This is a genomic window from Bradyrhizobium sp. 190 (assembly GCF_023073415.1).
GTDB lineage: Bacteria > Pseudomonadota > Alphaproteobacteria > Rhizobiales > Xanthobacteraceae > Bradyrhizobium.
In genome coordinates this window covers 256048-277858 of record NZ_JADPJL010000023.1, presented here as the reverse complement: position 1 = coordinate 277858, position 21811 = coordinate 256048, and the positions used below count along the sequence as shown (strand labels likewise).

General features: G+C 62.8%; 22 protein-coding genes and 1 pseudogene. 7 read left to right on the top strand and 16 right to left on the bottom strand.

The window, feature by feature from the left end:
* Nucleotides 1-859 precede the first annotated feature (859 nt).
* A pseudogene (locus IVB22_RS41615) lies at nucleotides 860-982 on the bottom strand (Hsp33 family molecular chaperone HslO); the annotation flags it as partial.
* A gap of 100 nt (nucleotides 983-1082) precedes the next feature.
* On the opposite strand from IVB22_RS41615, the gene IVB22_RS16250 reads away from it, so the two are divergent.
* Nucleotides 1083-1400 (top strand): hypothetical protein, encoded by a 318-nt coding sequence (locus IVB22_RS16250; protein WP_247518340.1) that lies wholly within the window; start codon nucleotides 1083-1085, stop codon nucleotides 1398-1400.
* 369 nt (nucleotides 1401-1769) lie between these two features.
* On the opposite strand, the gene IVB22_RS16245 is transcribed toward IVB22_RS16250, so the two are convergent.
* Complete coding sequence (locus IVB22_RS16245; RefSeq protein WP_247518317.1) at nucleotides 1770-2030, bottom strand: DUF1488 domain-containing protein; 261 nt, start codon at nucleotides 2028-2030, stop codon at nucleotides 1770-1772.
* Nucleotides 2031-2873: 843 nt separating this feature from the next.
* Between IVB22_RS16245 and IVB22_RS16240 the strand changes: the two genes are divergently transcribed.
* From IVB22_RS16240 to IVB22_RS16230, 3 genes are all read left to right on the top strand, one after another.
* Nucleotides 2874-3257, top strand: a complete 384-nt coding sequence (locus IVB22_RS16240; protein ID WP_247518339.1) for a response regulator — start codon at nucleotides 2874-2876, stop codon at nucleotides 3255-3257.
* Between the two features lie 106 nt (nucleotides 3258-3363).
* On the top strand, nucleotides 3364-4143 hold the full coding sequence (locus IVB22_RS16235) for a sensor histidine kinase (protein WP_247518316.1): 780 nt from the start codon (nucleotides 3364-3366) through the stop codon (nucleotides 4141-4143).
* Nucleotides 4144-4246: 103 nt separating this feature from the next.
* Complete coding sequence (locus IVB22_RS16230) at nucleotides 4247-4477, top strand: hypothetical protein (protein ID WP_308200408.1); 231 nt, start codon at nucleotides 4247-4249, stop codon at nucleotides 4475-4477.
* 123 nt (nucleotides 4478-4600) lie between these two features.
* Here the strand turns inward: IVB22_RS16230 and IVB22_RS16225 are convergent, their stop codons facing one another.
* From IVB22_RS16225 to IVB22_RS16215, 3 genes are all read right to left on the bottom strand, one after another.
* Nucleotides 4601-5602, bottom strand: a complete 1002-nt coding sequence (locus IVB22_RS16225) for an Hsp33 family molecular chaperone (RefSeq protein WP_247518315.1) — start codon at nucleotides 5600-5602, stop codon at nucleotides 4601-4603.
* Between the two features lie 196 nt (nucleotides 5603-5798).
* Nucleotides 5799-6725, bottom strand: coding sequence for an ornithine carbamoyltransferase (gene argF, locus IVB22_RS16220; RefSeq protein ID WP_247518314.1), 927 nt, complete (start codon nucleotides 6723-6725; stop codon nucleotides 5799-5801).
* Nucleotides 6725-7933, bottom strand: a complete 1209-nt coding sequence (locus tag IVB22_RS16215) for an aspartate aminotransferase family protein (RefSeq protein WP_247518313.1) — start codon at nucleotides 7931-7933, stop codon at nucleotides 6725-6727. Before IVB22_RS16215 ends, argF begins: the two co-directional genes overlap by 1 nt.
* Nucleotides 7934-8422: 489 nt before the next feature.
* Here IVB22_RS16215 and IVB22_RS16210 point away from each other — a divergent pair, with 489 nt between their 5' ends.
* Nucleotides 8423-8932 (top strand): GcrA family cell cycle regulator, encoded by a 510-nt coding sequence (locus IVB22_RS16210; protein WP_214490251.1) that lies wholly within the window; start codon nucleotides 8423-8425, stop codon nucleotides 8930-8932.
* A gap of 280 nt (nucleotides 8933-9212) precedes the next feature.
* Here IVB22_RS16210 and phoB read toward each other — a convergent pair whose 3' ends face one another.
* From phoB to IVB22_RS16160, 10 genes are all read right to left on the bottom strand, one after another.
* Nucleotides 9213-9920, bottom strand: a complete 708-nt coding sequence (gene phoB / locus IVB22_RS16205) for a phosphate regulon transcriptional regulator PhoB (protein WP_247518312.1) — start codon at nucleotides 9918-9920, stop codon at nucleotides 9213-9215.
* A 10-nt stretch (nucleotides 9921-9930) separates the two neighbouring features.
* Nucleotides 9931-10647 (bottom strand): phosphate signaling complex protein PhoU, encoded by a 717-nt coding sequence (gene phoU, locus IVB22_RS16200; RefSeq protein ID WP_247518311.1) that lies wholly within the window; start codon nucleotides 10645-10647, stop codon nucleotides 9931-9933.
* A gap of 11 nt (nucleotides 10648-10658) precedes the next feature.
* On the bottom strand, nucleotides 10659-11480 hold the full coding sequence (gene pstB, locus IVB22_RS16195; RefSeq protein WP_247518310.1) for a phosphate ABC transporter ATP-binding protein PstB: 822 nt from the start codon (nucleotides 11478-11480) through the stop codon (nucleotides 10659-10661).
* Nucleotides 11477-12322, bottom strand: a complete 846-nt coding sequence (pstA, locus tag IVB22_RS16190; protein WP_247518309.1) for a phosphate ABC transporter permease PstA — start codon at nucleotides 12320-12322, stop codon at nucleotides 11477-11479. The genes pstB and pstA overlap by 4 nt, the downstream gene beginning before the upstream one ends.
* 4 nt (nucleotides 12323-12326) lie before the next feature.
* Nucleotides 12327-13325: a phosphate ABC transporter permease subunit PstC gene (gene pstC / locus IVB22_RS16185; RefSeq protein ID WP_247518308.1), complete on the bottom strand. Its 999-nt coding sequence runs from the start codon at nucleotides 13323-13325 to the stop codon at nucleotides 12327-12329.
* A 176-nt stretch (nucleotides 13326-13501) separates the two neighbouring features.
* A complete protein-coding gene (gene pstS / locus IVB22_RS16180) occupies nucleotides 13502-14512 on the bottom strand; it encodes a phosphate ABC transporter substrate-binding protein PstS (RefSeq protein ID WP_247518307.1) in 1011 nt (336 codons plus the stop codon).
* 141 nt (nucleotides 14513-14653) lie between these two features.
* Nucleotides 14654-15955 (bottom strand): ATP-binding protein, encoded by a 1302-nt coding sequence (locus IVB22_RS16175; RefSeq protein ID WP_247518306.1) that lies wholly within the window; start codon nucleotides 15953-15955, stop codon nucleotides 14654-14656.
* Nucleotides 15956-15999: 44 nt separating this feature from the next.
* Nucleotides 16000-17058 carry a lysylphosphatidylglycerol synthase domain-containing protein gene (locus IVB22_RS16170; protein WP_247518305.1) on the bottom strand — a complete coding sequence of 353 codons (1059 nt, stop codon included), beginning with the start codon at nucleotides 17056-17058 and terminating at the stop codon, nucleotides 16000-16002.
* Nucleotides 17059-17336: 278 nt separating this feature from the next.
* Nucleotides 17337-17633, bottom strand: a complete 297-nt coding sequence (locus IVB22_RS16165) for a hypothetical protein (RefSeq protein ID WP_247518304.1) — start codon at nucleotides 17631-17633, stop codon at nucleotides 17337-17339.
* A 2-nt stretch (nucleotides 17634-17635) separates the two neighbouring features.
* Nucleotides 17636-19030, bottom strand: a complete 1395-nt coding sequence (locus IVB22_RS16160) for an OmpA family protein (RefSeq protein WP_247518303.1) — start codon at nucleotides 19028-19030, stop codon at nucleotides 17636-17638.
* Nucleotides 19031-19199: 169 nt separating this feature from the next.
* Here IVB22_RS16160 and IVB22_RS16155 point away from each other — a divergent pair, with 169 nt between their 5' ends.
* Both IVB22_RS16155 and IVB22_RS16150 read left to right on the top strand, forming a co-directional pair.
* The gene (locus IVB22_RS16155; protein ID WP_247518302.1) at nucleotides 19200-20258 is read left to right on the top strand and encodes a polysaccharide deacetylase family protein; all 1059 of its coding nucleotides are present in this window, start codon (nucleotides 19200-19202) and stop codon (nucleotides 20256-20258) included.
* Nucleotides 20259-20526: 268 nt separating this feature from the next.
* The gene (locus IVB22_RS16150; protein WP_247518301.1) at nucleotides 20527-21327 is read left to right on the top strand and encodes an SDR family oxidoreductase; all 801 of its coding nucleotides are present in this window, start codon (nucleotides 20527-20529) and stop codon (nucleotides 21325-21327) included.
* Nucleotides 21328-21514: 187 nt separating this feature from the next.
* Here IVB22_RS16150 and IVB22_RS16145 read toward each other — a convergent pair whose 3' ends face one another.
* Nucleotides 21515-21787: a hypothetical protein gene (locus tag IVB22_RS16145; protein WP_247518300.1), complete on the bottom strand. Its 273-nt coding sequence runs from the start codon at nucleotides 21785-21787 to the stop codon at nucleotides 21515-21517.
* Nucleotides 21788-21811 lie beyond the last annotated feature (24 nt).

Sequence of the window (21811 nt, the reverse complement as noted above, 5' to 3'; positions counted from 1 at the left end):
GTGCCAGACACAGAATCACAGCAATTCGTCACCATGGAAGACCAAATCAACATAGCGAGTCATTCCGTCGCAGCCACGATGTGTGCATCTGCTAGTGCGAACGCAGGGACCCATAGCCACCGCCGCCCATCGTTGAACGAAAGCCGGCCACCATCTTTGGCAAGACAACATCCGCCGCGGCGTATGGGTCCCTGCGTTCGCAGGGACGACGGCGTGGAAGCAGTCGCGATACAAGGTATGACTTCGCGTTCTCGCGGCGCATTGCGCCCGAGGTTTGCTGGAGAACTTGCCGCCCTCTTTGTCAGAGGGCGCAGGGAAGACCGGGTGCTTGCTGCACCCGCGGTCTCGCGTGCGATTTGCGCTAAAGAAAATGCACACGAGCATACAGGGCAGCGGGAGCATTCCGGCCTTCCCTGCGCAATGGCTTTACGGCTTACTTCGAGCTCTCCCCGGTGAACGGCTTTCTTGCCACCGTCGCTCCACGAGGTAACCCCGTGAAACTTAGCGCCAGCACCGCGGCGTCAGGACCACACGACTTCGCCGTACGTGTCAGGCGCGTACGTCTAGCGCGCCTTCCGCGTCCATCACATCTCACCGCGCGTTCGTGACGATCGCGAGCGCCCCTCATCCGCCGTGAGACGGGCGGAGTTATGCCGATGATTTGGCCTGCGGCGGAAGCGGAATATTTTTACAAGGAGGGCTGGACAGGTTTTGGGTGATTTGCCCGACAAGTGAAATGGCGGTGAATTGTAGGGTGGGCAAAGCGCAGCGTGCCCACCATTCAGCAGCAATGTCGTGGATAGGTGGTGGGCACGCTCCGCTTTGCCCGCCCTACGAAACGGTCGCCTACTCCTCCAGGGCCCGCTTCGTGCGGGGTGAACTGGTAGACCAAGGAGCAGAACTCGCAGGGCACCCCGACCTTGTCGTGCTTGACCATGTCGGCACAGTCCTTGGGCGCAAAGCTTTTCAGCATCGGCGACACTCATCTCGTGCGATTGGTGACAATTAAGGGCCGGCTGCGGGAACCATTGCCCTGCGAGCCTATTGGCTTCCTGACACAATTACTTTTGGAAAGAGACATTATGAAAAATCTCGCGATCTATCTGGCGGCCGGCGCAAGTGCCCTTCTCGTGACGGCCGCTTCCGCAGCACCGCTTTCGCCGAATGTATCAGTCGCTCCGGAGAGCAACATTCAAAACGTCCGCATGGTCTGCAATGAGGAAGGCCAATGCTGGCGCCAACGCGGTGAACGCCGTGTCATTGTCCGTGAGCACCATGATTCATATGGATATGCTCCCCGTCGCGAGCGTTATATCGAGCGCCGTGGCTATGGGGACGGTGGCGGCATCGGCATTCGCGCCCCCGGCGTCAGCGTCGGCATCGGCACCGATCGCTACTGAGGAAGCCGACAACAGTCTGAGTACGAGCAAAGCCGCGGATTTCTCCGCGGCTTTTTTTTCGAATGCAAACTCAAATCGCTCGACGCGGATGGTCGGCCGCATCAAGCCGGCACTCCGATATCCGGCGCGCAACTTGGCCGGCTTTCACACGTGAGGGGCGTTTGCACCTCGCAGCCGTTCCGCGAACCAAAAGGCCCCGATCGTAACGAACGAGAGAGCGAAAAATGCTCCGCAGGCCAGGAAAGTTGCTGAGCTCGTATCCATGACATCCTCCAGGGGTTGATCGCTCGCAGTTTCTGTTCGCGACGAACGAGTACCTGCGCCCGGTCTGCCACGTCGCCTCGGCTGATCACATCAAAAGTGTTCGTTTCAAAAATTTGCGGCAATCAGATCGTAAGATCCTCGGCCTCCACGGACGTAAACCTTCGCGGCCGCCGCGCATATCACATCGCGGTTGCAATCGAACGCGTTCAGAAAACCGGACTCGTCGGGGCGGGCATCTGGTTGAATTCGCCTCAATGCGCCTTCGTCTATGAAAAATGTCGCTTCCAGCGCGCTGTCGTGCCCCCAGAACCGCACGGCTCGCCGGGTTTGGTCGTATGAACGACTGTGGTTTGGAAACTCAATCATGGATTGCCACCGATCAGATTATCTGCCGACGAACCACGCATCTCAGCAGCTTTCGCACGACCTGTCTCGAGGCCTGGTTCAATGGCTCGGGACGCGCGCATCGAAGCGATGTGCGGTTGGTCAATGTCGTTGACAGGATTTAGCGTGGCTAAGCTTCGCGCTGCCGTAACGGCGATGCTGAAGCAATACGATGGCGCTGGCATTCACATGGCTACTCAATGTCGCATTACAAGCCTGCCGGGCGGCCCCAGAAAACAAATTGCGATTCTCCTCGCTATTCGGCAGATAGTCGCTATATCTGAGATATCATCGCGCGCCCCGGGCTGTTATCGGTGACTGAGAGCGTTGCGCTCCCGCCTCAACCAAAAGGGCGGTCATATGCCAAAATTCCCCGCATTCAATCTTCGTGAGTGGCTGGTACCTCCGGTACTGATGCCGATCTTTCTTGTGCTGCTGGTCGCCGCTGCGATGGTTATTCAATGGTGATCGAGCGTAGCGCGGGTTCACCGCTGGACGGCCGGTCTCCGATTAAATCCCAATCCTCGCTAGCGCACGATCTGGACGCCAGGGCGGTAATCGCTCTGGACGAGGCTCGCGAGATGCCGCCAGGGGAAGAGCGCACCGAGGCTACTCACAAAGCAATCGCCCTTCGGAACGCCGCCGAGCTTCACGAGCTGCTCTGCGGCAAGCGCGGCACGCCGGCCGCATGACGGTGGCTTGGTCCGTTGGCGGCGAGCTTTTGGTGTCATTGTTAAACCAGCGGGGATCATTTGGGCAGCGAGATACTTGTCCCATATGAACACCTATCCAAGTCGAGCGCCATTCCCCGCGAGCGTCCTTATGATGGCACTTGATCATTCATGCATTCCCGCCGTCGTTCTCATTGTCGAGGACGAGATGATGCTCCGCATGCGCGCGGTCGACATGGTGGAAGACGCCGGATACACGCCACTCGAGGCGCTGGATGCCGCCGAAGCCGTCGCCATCCTGGAATCCCGATCCGACGTCGCGCTGATGTGCACCGATATCCAGATGCCCGGCCAAATGGACGGCGTCGGACTTGCGCATGCCGTGCATGAACGTTGGCCGAGGATCAGGATCATCGTGGTATCGGGGCAATTGGACCTGCCGCACCTCGATCTTCCTCCCCGCAGCAGGTTTATCGGCAAGCCGCTCAATGCCGGGGAAATGATAGCCGAAATGCGCGACATGATCGGCCACGCCTGAGACGCCTGCCCTTTCGCGGCTAATACGGCCCAACTCGCGTGATTGCGGCAGAAACCCAGCCGCCGAAGATTAGTGCGGTACCCAGCCTATGATGATACAATCGGTGATGTCTGAAGCCGATCTCCGGACGGAACCGCGCCCCGCAAGCAGCACATCCCCATACCAAGACGAACTGGCGGCAGAAAATGTCAGCCTGCGGCTACTGCTCGCGCAGGCCGAGATCAATGCGCAGAGTCTGCTGGCCACCGCCGGCATCGACGCCAGGGAGCGCGAGGCGGCCGACAAGCTGCAGAAGCTGATCCTCGAGGAGCTGCACCACCGCATCAAGAATACGCTCGCAACCGTCGGCGCCATCGTCTCGCAGAGTCTGCGCGACCTGCCCGAAGCCAGGCACGCGCAGCACGCCATCGAAGGCCGGCTGCTTGCGCTCGGGCGAGCGCACGATCTGCTTTTGCAGGCAAGATGGAGCAGCGCGAACCTTGGCACGATCGTCCGCAGCGCCACCGAAGCCTTCGAGAATCCCGACCAGCCGAAATTCTCGATTTCGGGACCCGATATCCGGATGGCATCCGGTGCCGTCATTGCCATCGCGATGACGCTCAACGAGCTTTGCACCAACACCACGAAGTTTGGCGCCCTGTCGGTCCCGCAAGGGCGGGTCGACATAAAATGGACATTGGATCAACAGGCGCAGCGCCTGCATTTCACATGGACCGAGACGAACGGTGCGGCAGTCCGCCCGCCCCAGAAGCGCAGCTTCGGGACACGGCTCATCGAAACGCTCGGCAGGCAGCTCCGGGGCGACGTGCGGCTAACCTATGAGCCGACCGGGTTCGCCTACACACTCGACGTGCCGATGGCTTCCCTGACTTCGGCGGTGTCATAAGCCCGTCTTCAAGGATTGCGAAAGCCAGTCGTTGCTTGCATCCGTCCGGGCTGGCCGGCCCCACGCTCCAGATCAAAACGACGTAACGAACCCGAAAGAACCCATGATGAAAAAACCCGTCCTCACAATTGACGAACCCCAGCCGAAAAAAGCGATGCGAGCCGACCGGCCTCCGACCGATGGCTTCGTGACGGTTGTCGACGGCCATTTCAAATCGGAGTTTGACACCGCCGAGGCAGCCGAAACGGCGGTGCGGAAATTGAAGTCGGCTTATCCGATGCTCCAGATCGAAATCTATGATGCGGCCAACAAGGCCCGCACGTTGTTGAGCTAGACCGTCATATCCCGGCGAAATAGTAGGGTGGGCAAAGGCGCGTTGCGCCGTGCCCACCATCTTTCAACAAACTCGTCCTGAACGGTGGGCACGCTTCGCTTTGCCCACCCTACAAAACGGTCGCTATTCTTCCACGTCCGCTTCCTGCGGCGTGAACTGGTAGACCGAGGAGCAGAACTCGCAGGTCACCACCACCTTGTCGTCCTTGACCATTTCCGCGCGGTCTTTCGGCGCAAAACTCTTCAGCATGGCCGACACCGCATCGCGCGAGCACGAGCACTGCGCGCGCAGGGGCAGCGGCGTGAACACGCGCACGCCGCGCTCGTGAAACAGCCGGTACAGCAGGCGCTCGCCCGAGAGATCGGGATCGATCAGTTCGACGTCCTCGACGGTGCCGATCAGCGACTGGCCTTCCACCCAGGCGTCATCTTCGGCAACGGAATGCGTCACCGCGCCATCAGGCGCATCGCCGGGATGCAGGTCGGCCTGCCGCGCCCGCTCCGGCGCCTTGGGCAGGAACTGCAGCAGCATGCCGCCGGCGCGCCAGCGGTGTTTTCCGCCGTCACCGCCGCGCCATTCCTCGCCGACCGCGAGCCGCACGCGGGTCGGGATCTGCTCGGAGCGCAGGAAATATTCATGCGCGGCATCTTCGAGGCTGCCGCCGTCGAGCGCCACCAGCCCCTGGTAGCGGCTCATGTCCTGCCCCTGATCGATGGTCATGGCAAGATGACCCTTGCCTAGCAGTGCGCCTGTATCCTGGCCGTCCTTCAGCCGCTTCGCGTCATAGCGCGCATAGGCGCGCAGGCGATCCGGCGACTGGAAATCCACGATCAGGAACGACACCGGGCCGTCGGTCTGGGTCTGCAGGATGAAGCGGCCGTCGAATTTCAACGCCGAGCCGAGCAGCGTCGCCAGCACGATCGCTTCGCCGAGCAGCTTGCCAACCGGCGTCGGATAATCGTGCTTGGTCAGGATGTCGTCGAGCGCGGGGCCAAGCCGGGTCAGCCGTCCCCGCAGATCGAGTTCTGCGACCTCGAACGGCAGCACCGCGTCATCGACGGGAACGGACGACGGCGCGCGAACGGGCGCCTCGGTTGTGATTTTGATGTCTGATTGTGAATCCATGGCGCTTTATCTGGGGTCGGAAGGTGCAAAACGGAAGGGGGTTGGAAGGAAGCGAAATCCTTTCCACGAGTCGTCCCTGCGAACGCAGGGACCCATAACCACCGGCCATCGTCGTGAAGTACGGCGTCTACCACATTGCAACAATCGAGAGATCACGCGGTATGGGTCCCTGCGTTCGCAGGGACGACGAAAAAAGCTACGCCACTTCGTTAAAACACCAGGCCAATATGCCTTTTTGCGCGTGCAGGCGATTTTCCGCCTCGTCGAACACGACCGATTGCGGGCCGTCGATCACCTCGTCGGTGACCTCCTCGCCGCGATGCGCGGGCAGGCAGTGCATGAAGATCGCATCACTCTTGGCCAGCGACATCAGCTTCGCATTGACCTGATAGGGCTTGAGCACGTTGTGGCGGTGTTCGCCGTCCTTGTCGCCCATCGAGACCCACGTATCCGTGACGACGCAATCGGCGCCGCGGACCGCGGCTTCGGGATCATTGCCGAGCACGATCGGGGCCTGCGTCGCCTTGATCCAGTCCTTCATCGCCTTGTTCGGCGCGAGCTGCGGCGGGGTTGCGACATTGAGCTGAAACTTGAAACGCTCTGCAGCATGCGCCCACGACGCCAGCACATTGTTGTCGTCGCCGGTCCAGGCCACGGTCTTGCCCTCGATCGGCCCGCGATGCTCCTCGAAGGTCATCAGGTCGGCCATCACCTGGCAGGGATGCGAACGCCGCGTCAGCCCATTGATCACGGGCACGGTGGCGTGCGCGGCCAATTCCAGCAGCGCATCGTGATTGAGGATGCGGATCATGATCGCATCGACATAGCGCGACAGCACGCGCGCGGTGTCGGCGATGGTCTCACCGCGGCCGAGCTGCATCTCCGCGCCGGTCAGCATGATGGCCTCGCCGCCGAGCTGGCGCATGCCGACATCGAACGATACCCGCGTGCGGGTCGAGGGACGTTCGAAGATCATCGCCAGCGTCTTGCCTTCGAGCGGCTTACCGGCTTTTTCATGCGTCTTGAGCTTCGCCTTCATGTCGGCGCTCAGCGCCAGCATGTTGCGTAGCTCTTTCGGCGGCAATTCGTTGATATCGAGGAAGTGACGGACAGATTTACTCATCACCCCGCCGCCTTCTTCAACTGCGGCCCCGACAGCGCAATGCAGGCGCGCTCGAGCATCTGAACGGACTCGTCGATCTCGGCCTCGGTCACGATCAACGGCGCGAGGAACCGCACCACATTGTCGCCGGCGCCGACGGTGAGCAATTTCTCATTACGCAGCGCGTTGACGAGATCGCCCGACGGCACCACGGCCTTGACGCCGACCAGCAGCCCCTCGCCGCGCACTTCCGAAAGCACGGCGGGATAGCGATCGACCACGGAGGCCAGTTTCTGTTTCAGCAGCAGCGACATCTTCTGCACGTGGTCGAAGAAGCCGGGCTTCAGCATCACGTCGAGCACGGCGTTGGCGGCAGCGATCGCCAGCGGATTGCCGCCGAAGGTCGAGCCGTGCGAGCCCGGTGTCATGCCGCTTGCGGCTTCCGCGGTCGCCAGCACCGCGCCGATCGGAAAACCGCCGCCGAGTGCCTTGGCCAGCGACATCACATCCGGCGTCACGCCGACGCGCTTGTAGGCGAAGAGATCGCCGGTGCGGCCCATGCCGGTCTGCACCTCGTCGAACGCCAGCAGCAGGCCGTGCTCGTCGCAGAGCTGGCGCAGCGCCTTGAAGAAGGATTGCGGCGCGGAGCGCACGCCACCCTCGCCCTGCACCGGCTCGATCAGGATGCCGGCGGTGTGCGGCCCGATCGCTTTCTTCACCGCCTCGAGATCGCCATGCGGGACTTGGTCGAAGCCCTCCATCGGCGGCCCAAAACCTTCGAGATATTTGGCGGAGCCGGTCGCGGCGAGCGTGCCCAAAGTGCGGCCGTGGAACGCGCCCTCGAAGGTGACGAGCCGATAGCGTTCGGGATGCCCCTTGGAGAATTGATAGCGGCGCACGACCTTGATCACGCCTTCCATCGCCTCGGCGCCGGAATTGCAAAAGAACACCAGGTCGGCAAAGCTCTGCTCGCACAGCCGCGCGGCAAGCTTCTCGCCATCCGGGCTCTTGAACAGGTTCGACATGTGCCAGAGTTTTGTCGACTGTTCCTGCAGCGCCGCAATCAGATGCGGATGGCAGTGACCCAGCGCATTCACCGCGACGCCCGAGGTGAAGTCGAGATAGCGCACGCCATTGGTGGCGGTCAGCCAGCAGCCCTCGCCGCTTTCGAAGCCGAGATCGACCCTGGCAAAGACGGGGAGCAGATGCGACGTGGCGCTATTGGTCATGGCAAATCACTGAAGTTTTGACCGGCCGGGGACACGCGTACATCGGCGCGAACGCGGCAGCAGCCGGTCTGGCGAAAACGAAACGTGCCGCCTCTTAAGGGCGGCACGTGAGAGGTATTCTATGTGGGCGGAGGGCGCTGTCAACACGCCACGAAGCCGCCGTTCCTGCACTGCAAGATAGGGCAAAATCCGTAGGATTGCGGTGTGGTGGAAAACACGCAGTGCAATGCATAGATGTCGGAACATGTGGACGCACGGGCTCGGACTCTTGCGCCCGAGTCACGCCATATTGTAGCGTTTGGGCTGTCGGGTACGACATCTCGTGCGGCAGTTCTGATCCCTAGAGTCCATTTGTGCAAGCGTAAACGTTCGGGCGCGGTTTTCGCGCCCGGCGAGGGCTAAGGGATTCTGACCGCAGGGATTTTTGAGACGAATGACGTCGCCAGCGCTGCCCCTGACTGGCCGGCGCGATGCGAAGGGAAGAATGCGATGACGGTATTGACCTGGTCCGATGATCGCGTCGAGCAACTGAAAAAGCTCTGGGAAGCCGGATTATCGGCCAGCCAGATCGCCGCGGAACTCGGAAATGTGACGCGAAACGCTGTGATCGGCAAAGTGCACCGGCTGGGCCTGTCCGGCCGCGCCAAGAGCCCCTCCTCGGCCGCCCCGCGGCAGCGCAAGGCACGCCCGGCCCAGCAGATGATGCGGGTGTCGCGCCCGGTCTCGCGCGGCAACACCGCGCTTGCGCACGCCTTCGAGGTCGAGATGGAGCCGGATCCGATCGCCTTCGACAACGTGGTGCCGATGAGCCAGCGGCTGTCGCTGCTCGAACTGAACGAGGCGACCTGCCACTGGCCGGTCGGCGATCCCTCGAGCCCGGAATTCTTCTTCTGCGGCGGCAAGGCGCTCTCGGGCCTGCCCTACTGCGCGCACCACTCGCGCGTGGCGTATCAGCCGGCTGCGGATCGCCGGAGGCAGCAGCCGAAGCCGACAAGGTAAGCGACATCTCATCGTAGCCCGGATGGAGCGAAGCGAAATCCGGGACGGTCTCGCGATTGGCTGACATTCCCCGGGCTGCGCTCCGCTCCACCTGGGCTACGAACTAAATCGTTCGTCGTCCCTGCGAACGCAGGGACCCATAACCACAAATGCTTATGGTTATGCTCCGCTGGGGCTCCAGCGTTTTTCAACAATCAAGATTTGTGGTTATGGGTCCCCGTGCCCCGTGCGCAATTGCGCACTAGGCGGGGACGACTAGGCAGTGCGGACGACGATGGAGCTACTGCTGCTCCACCTTCGCGAACCGATCATCCAGCGCATAACCCGCGCCGCGCACGGTGCGGATCGGGTCCTGCTCGCGGCCGGGATTGAGCAGTTTGCGCAGGCGGCCGATATGCACGTCGACGGTGCGCTCGTCGATATAGATGTCGCGGCCCCAGACGCTGTCGAGCAATTGCTCGCGACTGAAGACACGGCCGGGATGCTCCAGGAAAAATTCCAGCAAGCGATACTCGGTCGGGCCGAGGTCGATCTGGCGGCCCGAACGCGCGACGCGGCGTTTCTCGCGATCGAGTTCGATGTCGCCATAGGTCAAGACGGTGGCGAGCCGCTCGGGGCTTGCGCGCCGCAACAGGCCCTTCACCCGCGCCAGCAGTTCCGGCACCGAGAACGGCTTGACGATGTAATCGTCGGCGCCGGTCGCCAGCCCCCGCACCCGCTCGCTCTCCTCGCCGCGCGCGGTCAGCATGATGATCGGCAATTGCTTGGTCTCCGGCCGCGCCCGTAGGCGGCGGCAGAGCTCGATACCTGACAATCCCGGCAGCATCCAGTCCAGCACGATGAGATCGGGCACGCGCTCCTTCAGCCGTGTATCGGCGTCGTCGCCGCGGGCGACGGTTTCGACATCATAACCTTCGGCATCGAGGTTGTAGCGCAACAGCGTGGTCAGCGCTTCCTCGTCTTCGACCACCATAATGCGCGCGCTCATTCTACTTTCCTCAAGTGTTGGGTACGGTCGTAGCAAACGTCGTCATGTCGCCCTTCGGACGCTTGTCGAGCATCTGCTGTCCCTCGATCATGTAGAACACGGTTTCGGCGATATTGGTGGCGTGGTCGCCGATCCGCTCGATGTTCTTGGCGCAGAACATCAAATGGATGCAGAACGAGATGTTGCGCGGATCTTCCATCATATAGGTCAGGAGTTCGCGGAACAGCGAGGTGCAGATGGCGTCGACTTCCTCGTCGCCCTTCCAGACCGCCATCGCCGCCGGCAGATCGTGCGCCGCATAGGCGTCCAGCACCGACTTGACCTGCGACTGCACCAGGTCGGTCATGTGTTCGAGGCCGCGCATCAGCTTCAGCGGCTGGAAATCGTTCTCCAGCGCCGCGACGCGCTTGCCCATGTTCTTGGCGAGATCGCCGATCCGCTCCAGATCGGTGGCGACGCGCATAGCGCCGACGATTTCGCGCAGATCGATCGCCATCGGCTGGCGACGCGCAATCGTCAGCACCGCGCGCTCCTCGATCAGGTGCTGCAGGCGGTCGATTTCGACGTCTGAGGCGACGACGCGCTTGCCGAGGGCTACGTCGCGGCGGACCAGCGCGTCGACGGATTCGGTGATCATGCGCTCGGCCAGGCCGCCCATCTCGGCGACGAGACGGGTCAATTCCTGGAGATCGGTGTCAAATGCCTTGGCGGTGTGCTCGGATGCCATCTCTTATCTCCTCAACCGAACCGGCCGGTGATGTAGTCCTGGGTACGTCGATCGCTCGGCGAGGTGAAAATCTTGTTGGTGTCGTCGAACTCGATCAGCTCGCCGAGATACATGAAGGCGGTCTTGTCGGAGACGCGCGCCGCCTGCTGCATGTTATGGGTGACGATGGCGATGGTGTAATCCTCTGCCAGCTCCTGGATCAATTCCTCGATCTTGGCGGTCGAGATCGGGTCGAGGGCCGAACAGGGCTCGTCGAACAGGATCACCTCGGGCCGCACCGCAACGGTGCGGGCGATGCAGAGCCGCTGCTGCTGGCCGCCGGACAGCGACAGGCCGCTCGCGTTCAGCTTGTCCTTGACCTCGTTCCAGAGCGCGCCGCCACGCAGCGCCTTTTCGACCCGGCCGTCCATCTCGGACTTCGAGATCTTCTCATAGAGGCGGATGCCGAAGGCGATGTTTTCGTAGATCGTCATCGGGAACGGCGTCGGCTTCTGGAACACCATGCCGACGCGGGCCCGCAGCAGATTGAGGTCGAGCTTGGGGTCGAGGATGTTGGTCTGGTCGAGCATCAATTGCCCGGTCGCCTTCTGGCCGGGATAGAGGTCGTACATCCGGTTGAAGATCCGCAGCAGCGTGGACTTGCCGCAGCCGGACGGGCCGATGAAAGCCGTGACGCGGTGGGTGCCGAGCGTCAGGTTGATGTTCTTCAGCGCGTGATTCTCGCCATAGTAAAAGTTCAGGCCGCGGGCGGTCACCTTGGGCGCGGCTTCGGGCAGCGCCACCTGAGGAACAGGCCCGCTCGCGGAACTCACGGATACGGAGAGATCGGTCATTTGGATGTCCTCTCGGCGCCAAGAATGCGCGCGCCAATATTCAGGGCAAGTACGGTGAGGGTGATCAGCAGGGCTCCGCTCCAGGCGAGCTGCTTCCAGTAGGCATAGGGGCTCTGCACGAAGTTGTTGATGGTGACCGGCAGGTTCGCCATCGTCCTGGTCATGTCGAGGCTGAAGAACTGGTTCGACAGCGCGGTGAACAGCAGCGGAGCGGTTTCGCCGGCGACGCGGGCTGTCCCCAGCAGCACGCCGGTGATCAGGCCGGCGCGCGCGGCGCGATAGGCGATCCGCTTGATAACCAGCGAGCGCGGCAGGCCGAGCGCGGACGCCGCCTCGCGGAGTGGATTGGGCACCAGTCCCAGCATGTCCTCGGTGGTGCGCACCACCACGGGGATCACGATCACGGCGAGGGCGAGACAGCCGGCGAAGGCCGAAAATCCACCCATCGGCACCACGATAGCACCGTAGATGAACAGGCCGATGATGATCGACGGCGCGCTCAGCAGAATGTCGTTGATGAAGCGGATCACCGAGGTCAGCTTGTCGTGCTTGCCGTATTCCGCCAGATAGGTGCCGGCGAACAGGCCTAGCGGTGCGCCGATCCCGACGCCGATCATGGTCATCATGATCGAGCCGATGATGGCGTTGCGAAGACCGCCGTCGGTCGATCCTGGCGGCGGCGTATCCTGGGTAAAAACCGCGAGATTGATGCCGGCGAGGCCGTTGTAGAACAGCGTGAACAGGATCAAGGCGAGCCAGGTCACGCCGAACAGCGCAGCTCCCAGGCACAGGAACTTGACGATGATATTGTTGCGGCGGCGGGATATGTAAATCGGGTTCATGATCCTAGTTCCCAGCCTTCTTTTCCAGACGCATCAGCATCAGCCGCGCGGCAGCAAGAACGAAGAACGTCAGAATGAACAGCAACAGGCCAAGCAGGATCAGGCCGGACTGGTGCAGCCCGTCGCTCTCCGCGAATTCGGATGCGATCGCCGCCGAGATCGTGGTGCCCGGTGCGAAGAGCGAGGACTGGATCTTGAACGAATTGCCGATGATGAAGGTCACCGCCATGGTCTCGCCGAGCGCGCGGCCGAGCGCCAGCATGATGCCGCCGATCACGCCGACCCGGGTGTAGGGGATGACGACGTTGCGGACGACTTCCCAGGTGGTGCAGCCGACGCCGTAGGCTGCTTCCTTGAGCACCGGCGGCACCGTCTTGAACACGTCGACCGAGATCGCGGTGATGAAGGGCAGCACCATGATCGCGAGAATCAGCGATGCGTTGAACAGGCTGAGATAGGACGGGGGACCAGCGAAAATCGTGCCCAGCACCGGGACGCCGTCGAACACGCTGATCATGAACGGCTGGAACGTGTTGGCCAGAAACGGACCCAGCACGAAGAAGCCCCACATGCCGTAGATGATCGACGGGATGCCGGCCAGCAGCTCGATGGCCAGCCCGATCGGACGGCGCAGCCAGATCGGGCAAATCTCCGTCAGGAAAATCGCAATGCCGAGGCCGACCGGAACGGCGATCATCATCGCGATCGCGGAGGTGACCAGCGTGCCGTAGATCGGGCCGAGCGCGCCGAGCACCGGCGGATCGGCCGACGGCGCCCAGCGCTGCGTCCACAGGAAGGCGGCGCCATATTCCCTGATCGCGGGCCAGGCGCCGACGATCAGCGAAAGGATGATGCCGCCGAGAATGAGGAGAACCGAGATCGCGCAGACGCGCGTGATCCAATAGAAGGTGACATCGCCGAGCTTGAACGCGCTGAGAGCCTTCGCGCGATCGTAAGGTCCGGCAGCCTCCATCACGTCGCTTTGAACCGCCATGTCTGCCACGCCCAATCCCCTGTACTTTTACTTGATCTTGCCTGATCCGTCTCGTGCCCCGGACGCAGCGCAGCGCGCTTGCGGTGCGCTCCTGGGCCGGGGCCCATCTTGCTTGGCGACGCTTGGGTCCCGGCTCTGCGGTGCACCGCTGAAGAAGCGCTGCACCGCGTCCGGGACAGGAGACCTCAGCTCTTGATGTCGGACGACCAGGTCTTTTCGATCAGCTTGACGACCGATTCCGGCATCGGAATGTAGTCGAGCTCTTCGGCCATCTTGTCACCCTTCTCGAACGCCCATTTGAAGAACTTGATGGCTTCCTTGGACGCGGCCTTATCCGTCGCATCCTTGTGCATCAGGATGAAGGTAGCTGCCGTGATCGGCCATGACGCGTCGCCGGGCTGTTCGGTCAGGATCACGTAGTAGCCGGGGGCCTTGGCCCAGTCGGCGTTCGACGCCGCCGACTGGAAGGATGCCAAGGTCGGCTGCACGGTTTTGCCGGCCTTGTTGATCACCGCGGCGTGGGTCAGCTTGTTCTGCTTGGCGTAGGCATATTCGACATAACCGATCGAATTCTTGGTCTGGCCGACATTGCCGGCGACGCCTTCATTGCCCTTGGCGCCAACGCCGGTTGGCCACTCGACCGCGGTGCCGGTGCCGACCTTGGTTTTCCATTCGGCGTTCGCCTTCGAGAGATAGTCGGAGAAGACAAAGGTGGTGCCCGAACCGTCGGAGCGGCGGACCACGGTGATGGCGTCCGCCGGCAGCTTCAGCTTCGGATTGAGCTTGGCGATCGCGGCGTCGTCCCACTTCTTGATCTTGCCGAGATAGATGTCGCCGAGCACTTCGCCCGACAGCACCAGTTCACCCGGCTTGATGCCTTCGAGGTTCACGACCGGCACGATCGCGCCCATTACCATCGGCCACTGCACCAGGCCGTCCTTCTCGAGCTGCTCGGCCTTCAGCGGCGCGTCGGTGGCGCCGAAGGTGACGGTCTTGGCCTGGATCTGCTTGATGCCGGCGCCGGAGCCGATCGACTGGTAGTTCAGACCGTTGCCGGTCTCCTTCTTGTAGGCGTCGGCCCACTTCGAATAGATCGGGAAGGGGAAGGTGGCGCCCGCGCCGGTGATATCGGCAGCGAAGGCCGACGTCGAAGCGGCGACCATGCCGGCAACGACGATTGTTCGGAGGAAATTCATGGTGGTCTCCATCTGGTGAGCGAAGCGCCTGTTGCGCCCGATCGCGCTCACTCGCCGCTCATTTAGGAGCGGTCGATAGAGCTTTTACGAAGGTTCGATGACAGTTGGATGACACGATCAAGCAATTGAAATCGCTTGGATTTACTGCACTGATGGGGTCTTGGTCTGGGGAAAACAGGCGGTAAAGACAGCGCCGTTTTTCGGCACGCTTTCGATCAAAAGCCGGCCGCGATGGCGGTTAAGAATATGTTTCACCAAGGATAAACCGAGCCCGGTTCCACCCTGCGCCCGGCTGTCGCCGACATCCACCCGGTAGAAGCGTTCGGTCAGCCGCGGCAGGTGTTCCGGCGCGATGCCGGGGCCGAAATCGCGGACCATGATACGGACTTCCGGCGCCCCCTCGCCGGAGGTGGCCTGGGTCAGGGAGACGATCACCCGCCCACCGGATGCGCCGTATTTGAGCGCGTTCTCGATCAGGTTCTCGAACAGCCGCAGCAGTTCCTCGCGATCGCCCGCGATCGTCACCGGCGCTTCCGGCAGGTCGATCTCGATCGCAACCTGGCGCTCCCCGGCCAGCGGCTCCAGCCCGTCAGCGACCTGGCGAATGATCGGCACGATATCGACGCAAGCGTCTGGCCGGACATGGGCCGACAATTCGACCCGCGACAATGACAGCAAATCGTCGATCAGCCGCGCCATTCGCGTCGCCTGCGTATGCATGATCGACAGGAAGCGCTCGCGCGCCTTGGCGTCGTCCTTGGCAGGCCCCTGCAGCGTATCGATGAAGCCGGACAACGCCGCAAGCGGCGTCCGCAGTTCGTGGCTGGCATTGGCGACGAAATCGGCGCGCATTTCCTCAACCCGCCGCAGCGGCGTCTGGTCGTGGAAAGTCATCAGCATGCATTTCTCGGTGCCGCCGAATAGCGTTGGCACCGGCACCGGCGTGATGATCAGTTCCATCCAGCGGTCGACCGGCACCTGGTCCAGATAGGTCGCCCGGCGTGGCTCGGTGGTCGCGATCGCCTCGCGCAACGCCGTGATGATCTCCGGCGAGCGCAGCGCAAACTGCGCGAGTTCGTTCTTGCGCAGTGCGGGCGCGAGCTGGGCCGCCGCCGCGTTGAGATGCAGCACGCGGCCGGCGCGGTCGAGCAGCACGGCCGGATCCGGCATGCCGGCAACGACGGCGCTGACGGCTGCAGACTCGACCGGACTGACGGCGCGGACGTCGTCACGGGAAGCCGCCACATGGTGCAGCCGCCACGGCACCAGCGCTGCGGCCGCAATACAAATGAAAACAGCCACCGCGCGCGCCAGCGAGAGATCGGCCAACAGCACGAGCGCGCAAAGCGCGAGGCCGGCGGCGAGCAGGATGATGGCCGAATGCCGCAACCGGTCTGGCCACGGTGCAAAGAAGGAGGCAGTGCTGGAATCGTCTATCGCCATGGCGCAGGCTTTCTTCCTCTATTCGCGAGGCGCCCTCCGCGTCATCAGGTGCCCGTGTCGCCACGCTCGCGCACATAGACGGCGGCCTCATGCCTCGGCGGCTCGGCGGCGGCGGGCGTCAATTGACGCAGGCGCTTCGATCGCGCGCCGATGATAATCTCCCGAAGCGTCAGCAAGATTACAGATATGACAAAGGGCCCGATATAATAGAGGACGCGGAACAGCAGCATGCCGGCGAGCAGTTCCTCCCGGTCCATCTGCCAGAGGCCGACCAGCATGGCGGCATCGAAAACGCCGAGCCCGCCCGGCGAATGGCTGGCGAATCCCAACAGCGTGGCCGAGACGAAGATGACCGCGACGACGACAAAGCCGAGCTGGGGCTCGTCCGGCACAAGCATGTACATCGCCAGCGCGCAGAAGCCGAGGTCGACGATGCCGATGGCGATCTGCAGCAGCGTCAGCGGCCCGCCCGGCAGCGTGACCGTCCAAGGCCCGCGGCCGACGCCGCGCGGCTGAACCCAGACCCAGGCCACATAGGCGACCAGTCCGAGAAGGATGCCGAACGCCGCCACGCGATTGAACCAGACCGGGAGCTGATCGATCGAGGCGGCGGCTTCCGGGTGATAGGCGATGCCGAGCCCCAGCACTGCGGCATTGCCGAGCCAGAAGGTCAGCCCGGCGAGGAAACAGATCTTGGCGACGTCGATCGCGTTCAGGCCCCAGGCCGAATAGATCCGGTAGCGCACCGCGCCGCCGGTGAAGACGCTGGCGCCGACATTGTGTCCGATCGAATAGGAGGTAAAGGCGGCAAGCGCGTTGACGCGGTAGGGAACGTGGTTCTGGCCGATCGCGCGCACCGCGAACCAGTCATAGAAGGTCAGCGTGAAATAGCCCGCCGCCACAAACAGGGCCGCCAGCGCGATCTGGCGCGGCTCAGTGCCCTTGATGGCGTCGATCACCTCATCGGTGTCGATGCCGCGAAGCATGTGATAGAGTACGTAGCACGCAACGGCGATGACCGTGATGCTGATCAAGACCCCGAGCTTGTGCAGGACCTGCTTCTGGCGCAGAAACGACATCGCCCTGCGTATTGCTTCCAGCATCTACACCTCGAATTGCGCTTCTGCGACGACGGATGTGGCATGAACCCCGCCGACGCTACGCTGCTCCCTTGCCCCTCTGGTAGCGCGTTTTGAGCCGGAGTGGAATTCGCCTGACGACAATAAAACACGCTTCTTCAACATATTAGGCGCCAGTTGACGGCGGTAGAAGTACGGTTTTGCAGCAATCCCGCCGCCCGATGGCGATTCGCGACCATAGCCGGGGCCGGTCAAGAACACGTGACATTAACGACGGTGGGACTGGCGGGCTCATGGCGCGGTCAGGCCGACGGCGCACTGCGCGAGACCACCCAGTCGCGCAACCATGATCCGACCGCACAGAAGCAGAGATAGAGCGCGAACATGATCAGCCCGAGATCGAGCCAGTAGCCGAAACGGCCGGGCACGACGCGCGCGAGCGCGGCTGCGATCAGGGCCGCGACCAAGGCCGAAAGCGCCCATCGCAGCTTCCGCGAGACGCCCTCGCCGTGTTGAACCACGGATATCCAGCCCATGCCGAAGCCGAGCAGCGCCGATCCCAGCAGCCAGCCCCAGTAGAATGTGGTCAGATAGGCCATGCTCACTTCACCACGAAATCGATGCGGCGGTTCTGCGCCTTGCCCTGGTCGGTATCGTTAGCCGCAATCGGCTGCGTCGAACCATAACCGACCGCGCTGAACCGGTTGGCCGGTAACCCCGCCTTGACCAAATAGTCGGAAACCGCCTGGGCACGCTTCTCGGACAGCGCCTGGTTGGCCGCCTCGTCGCCGTCGGTATCGGTATGTCCTGATATCTCGATATTGGCGGTCGGACAGCGCAACGCGGTTTCGATCAGGCGGTCGAGCAGACCGGCGGAATCCGCGACAATATCAGCCTTGCCGGGCTCGAAGCGGATCCGGGCCTTGCCGAGCAGTTCGGAGAATAGTTGCTGGCAGACCGTCGCATCCACCGGCGCCGCTGCCGGCTTGACCGAGATTTCCGGCTTGAACTGCCAGCCCTGCGGAAAGTCCTTGCCGAGGCCGGCGCGGATCTGAACGGCGGCGGCTTCATAAAGCGCATCGCCCGACAGCTTGACCTCCCGGTCGGAGATGACGAGCGTGCCGGTCGACAGCCGCGACAGCGCGCCGAGCGCGGGTACCACCGCGTTGGCGAACCCGGAGGGCGCGCCGATGCTCTCCTTGAGGTTGTCGACGACCTTTTCGCTGAAGAACCTGCGTCCCGCCGCCGCCACCAACGCGGCGTGGACGTTGTTGTCGGGCGCGTTGCCGGTCAGCGTCAGCGTCACCGCGACCGGATCCTTGTAGGCCTGGAAGATGTAAGGCGGCGCCTTGACCTCGTTGGCCGCGACCGAAAAACCCTCGGGCAGATTTTTCAGCGCCGCGGCGATGGCTTCCCGGCCGCCGAGTTCGCGCGCCATGCCGGACAGGCTGACCTTGGTGTCCGAGAGCGTGATCTTGCCGTCCTTCAGCTTGCCGACCTGGTCGAGCAGTAGCAGCGCGGCATTGTCGAAACGCGGCGGCGCCCCGCGCGACAGATTCATCCGGTCGACCACTTCGACGCCGCCGAGGTTGGCGCGGGCAGCCTCCATCAAGCGGCCCTTGCTCGCCGGCAGCGGCGAACTGCCCGACAGCGTCACCCGAAGGACGTCGCGTTCGGCCGACCAGACAAACGGCTTGGCTTCGGGAACGAGCCGGGTTTCATCGTTAACCAATCGAACGCCCGGCACCGCTTCCACCGACGCCACCGAACTCTGCCGGCCGTCTTCCGAGAAAGCATCCGCCGCGAGGCTCACATCGCGCCCTGCGACCGAGATTCGCCTCTTGTCGAGGATGGTATCCTTGAGGGCCGCGGTCGAACGCTGCGCCAGGTCGGCTTCAAGCGGTTCGGTGCTCGTCCAGGCCGCGATAGCCCAAAAGATGACCAAAGGAATGACGCCCGGCCACCATTTGCCACTCCACCTGAAAAGTCCGTGCATTCGAGTTCCCGCCGGGGTCCGGAACGCAGAGAAAACAAACCCATGCGAGGCTGTCAAACCCGAAATGTCGCAGGGGCCGAAAGGCTCTGAAATGGGCTCGGCTAACTGTTTGTTCAGCGGTCTTTCGCTAATTTCGGCTCCGTAAATAACCGGGCAGCCCTGCATCTCGATGAAACTGCTTCGCAACACCGTTATCCGCGCCGGACTGGAAGCGCTGTATTTCTCCGGCGCGCATTACCTGCTGCGACCAATCTTCGCAGGTGTCGGCGTCATTTTCATGCTGCATCACGTCCGCCCGAGGCGCGACGGCGAGTTTCAGCCCAATCATCATCTTGAGGTCGAGCCGGAGTTCTTGCGGGCGATGCTGGCGCATCTTCGTAACCTCGACGTCGACATCGTCACCATGGACGAGGTGCATCAGCGACTCCAGGAGCGCAAATTCGCACGGCGCTTCGCCTGCTTCACCCTCGACGACGGCTATCGCGATAACCGCGATTTCGCGCTGCCGGTGATGCGTGAATTTGACGCGCCCCTCACCGTCTACGTGACGAGCGATTTCGCCGAAGGCACCGGCCGGTTGTGGTGGGTCACGCTCGAGAAGGCGATCGCAAAGGCATCCTCGATCGACGTCCCGATCGGCGGCGTCACGACCCGCCTCGACGCCTCGACGCCGGTGGCGAAGCAAGCGGCTTTCGACCGCATGCACGACTGGCTGCGCACGCTACCAACCGAACACGACATGCAGCGCGAAATCTCCGCGCTCTGCACGCGATACGACGTGGATGAGACTCCGATCGCCCGGGAGTTCTGCATGTCCTGGGAGGAATTGAAGGCATTCGCTGACGATCCGCTGGTGACGATCGGCGCGCATACGATCACGCATTGCAATTTGGCGCGGCAAAGCGAGGAGACCGCGTCATTCGAACTGACCACCAGCCGCGCGCGGATCGAAGCGGCATTGCAGCGGCCGGTGCTTCATCTCGCCTATCCCTATGGCGACCGGATTGCGGCGGGCCGGCGCGAATTCAAACTGGCGAAAATGGCCGGCTACAAAACCGCGGTCACGACGCGGCCGGGCATGATCTTCCCGGAAAGCGCCGAGCACCTGACCGCGCTGCAGCGGGTTTCGCTCAACGGCAATTATCAGGACGCGCGCATCCTCCCGGTCCTGACCTCCGGCGCCGCCACCGCCATGTGGAACGGCTTTCGCCGCATAGACGCGGCGTAGGGGACGATCGCAGCCCGGATCTCTCAACGCGTCGTCCCTGCGAATGCAGGGACCCATACCGCGTGATCTATCGGTGAAGCGCGATGCTTGACGCTTTGCGTCGCTGAACTGCGACCGTGAATTTGTTCAGAGAAGCCGTCTCCCCGCGTGCCCGTCACGCCGGCCGCGGCGTATGGGTCCCTGCGTTCGCAGGGACGACCAAGGTGAGCTTCCTTGACTCGCCGCCCTCCTCCGCCCAAAACCGGCGGCAAAGCAAATGGAGGAACGCATGTTCAAGGATCTGTTTTCGCTTAATGGCCGCGTCGCGCTGGTGACGGGCGGGTCGCGCGGTATCGGCAAAATGATCGCGGCCGGATTTCTCGCGCAGGGCGCTGCAAAGGTCTACATCACGGCGCGCAAGGCCGGGCCTTGCGAAGCGACCGCGAAGGAACTGTCCGCCGCCTATGACGGCGAATGCATCGCGCTGCCGATCGACATTTCGACGGTCGAAGGCTGTGACAAGCTGGCTGGCGAAATCATCAAGCTGGAGCCGAAGCTCGACATCCTCGTCAACAATGCAGGCGCTGCATGGGGCGCGGATTTCGACGAATTTCCCGAAAGCGGCTGGGACAAGGTGATGGACCTCAATGTCAAGTCGCTGTTCTTCCTGACCAAGGCGCTCGCGAAGCCGCTGCGCGCGGCGGCGAGCGCTGAGCGGCCAGCCAAGGTGATCAACATCGCCTCCGTCGACGGCATTTTCGTCAACCCCAGCGAAACCTATTCCTACGCCGCGAGCAAAGCCGCCGTGATTCATCTGACGCGGCGCATGGCGACGAAACTGGTCAAGGACAATATCAATGTCACCGCGATCGCGCCGGGCGCGTTCAAGTCGGACATGAACCGGGCCGCGCGCGACCACTCGGACGAAGTCGCAAAGCGCATTCCGGCGAAGCGTATCGGTACCGACGAGGATATGGCGGGGGTGGCGATCTACCTCGCCTCGCGCGCGGGCGATTACGTGGTCGGCAACACCATCGCAGTCGATGGCGGCGTGGTCTACGCAAATGCGGGGCTTGAGATCGCGGGGTAGCTGACAGCGTCATGCCCCGCGAAACCAACGTCGTCCCTGCCTGGTGCGCAATTGCGCACGGGCGCAGGGACCCATACCGCGTAATGCATCAATAGTGCACGATGGCAGACGCCGTGCCAAAATAACGGCGTCCGGTGGCTATGGGCGCCGGCTCAAGGCCGGGGCGACGGAGAGATTACGTCTCGATTCACTTGTATTCGAAGTCGGCCCTCGGCGCGTCAGGCAACTCGCGATCCAGCGCTTCCCGATATCGCAGGCAGCCGCGCAAAAATTTCGGCCAGGGTGGGACCGCTACTTCTGGCGTGATCCGCTCGGGCAGCAGGCCCCAGAGATCGGGATGGTGCCAGCACAGGTCGTGACCGGTGCTGTCGCGATGCGCGCGGATGCCCGCCCTTAGACGCTTCACCTCCGCGACCAGTTGGTCGCGGTTCAGTGCTTCGAGGTCGCGGTCGGGGTCCATGTTACGGCTCCCCGATTGCGGGGC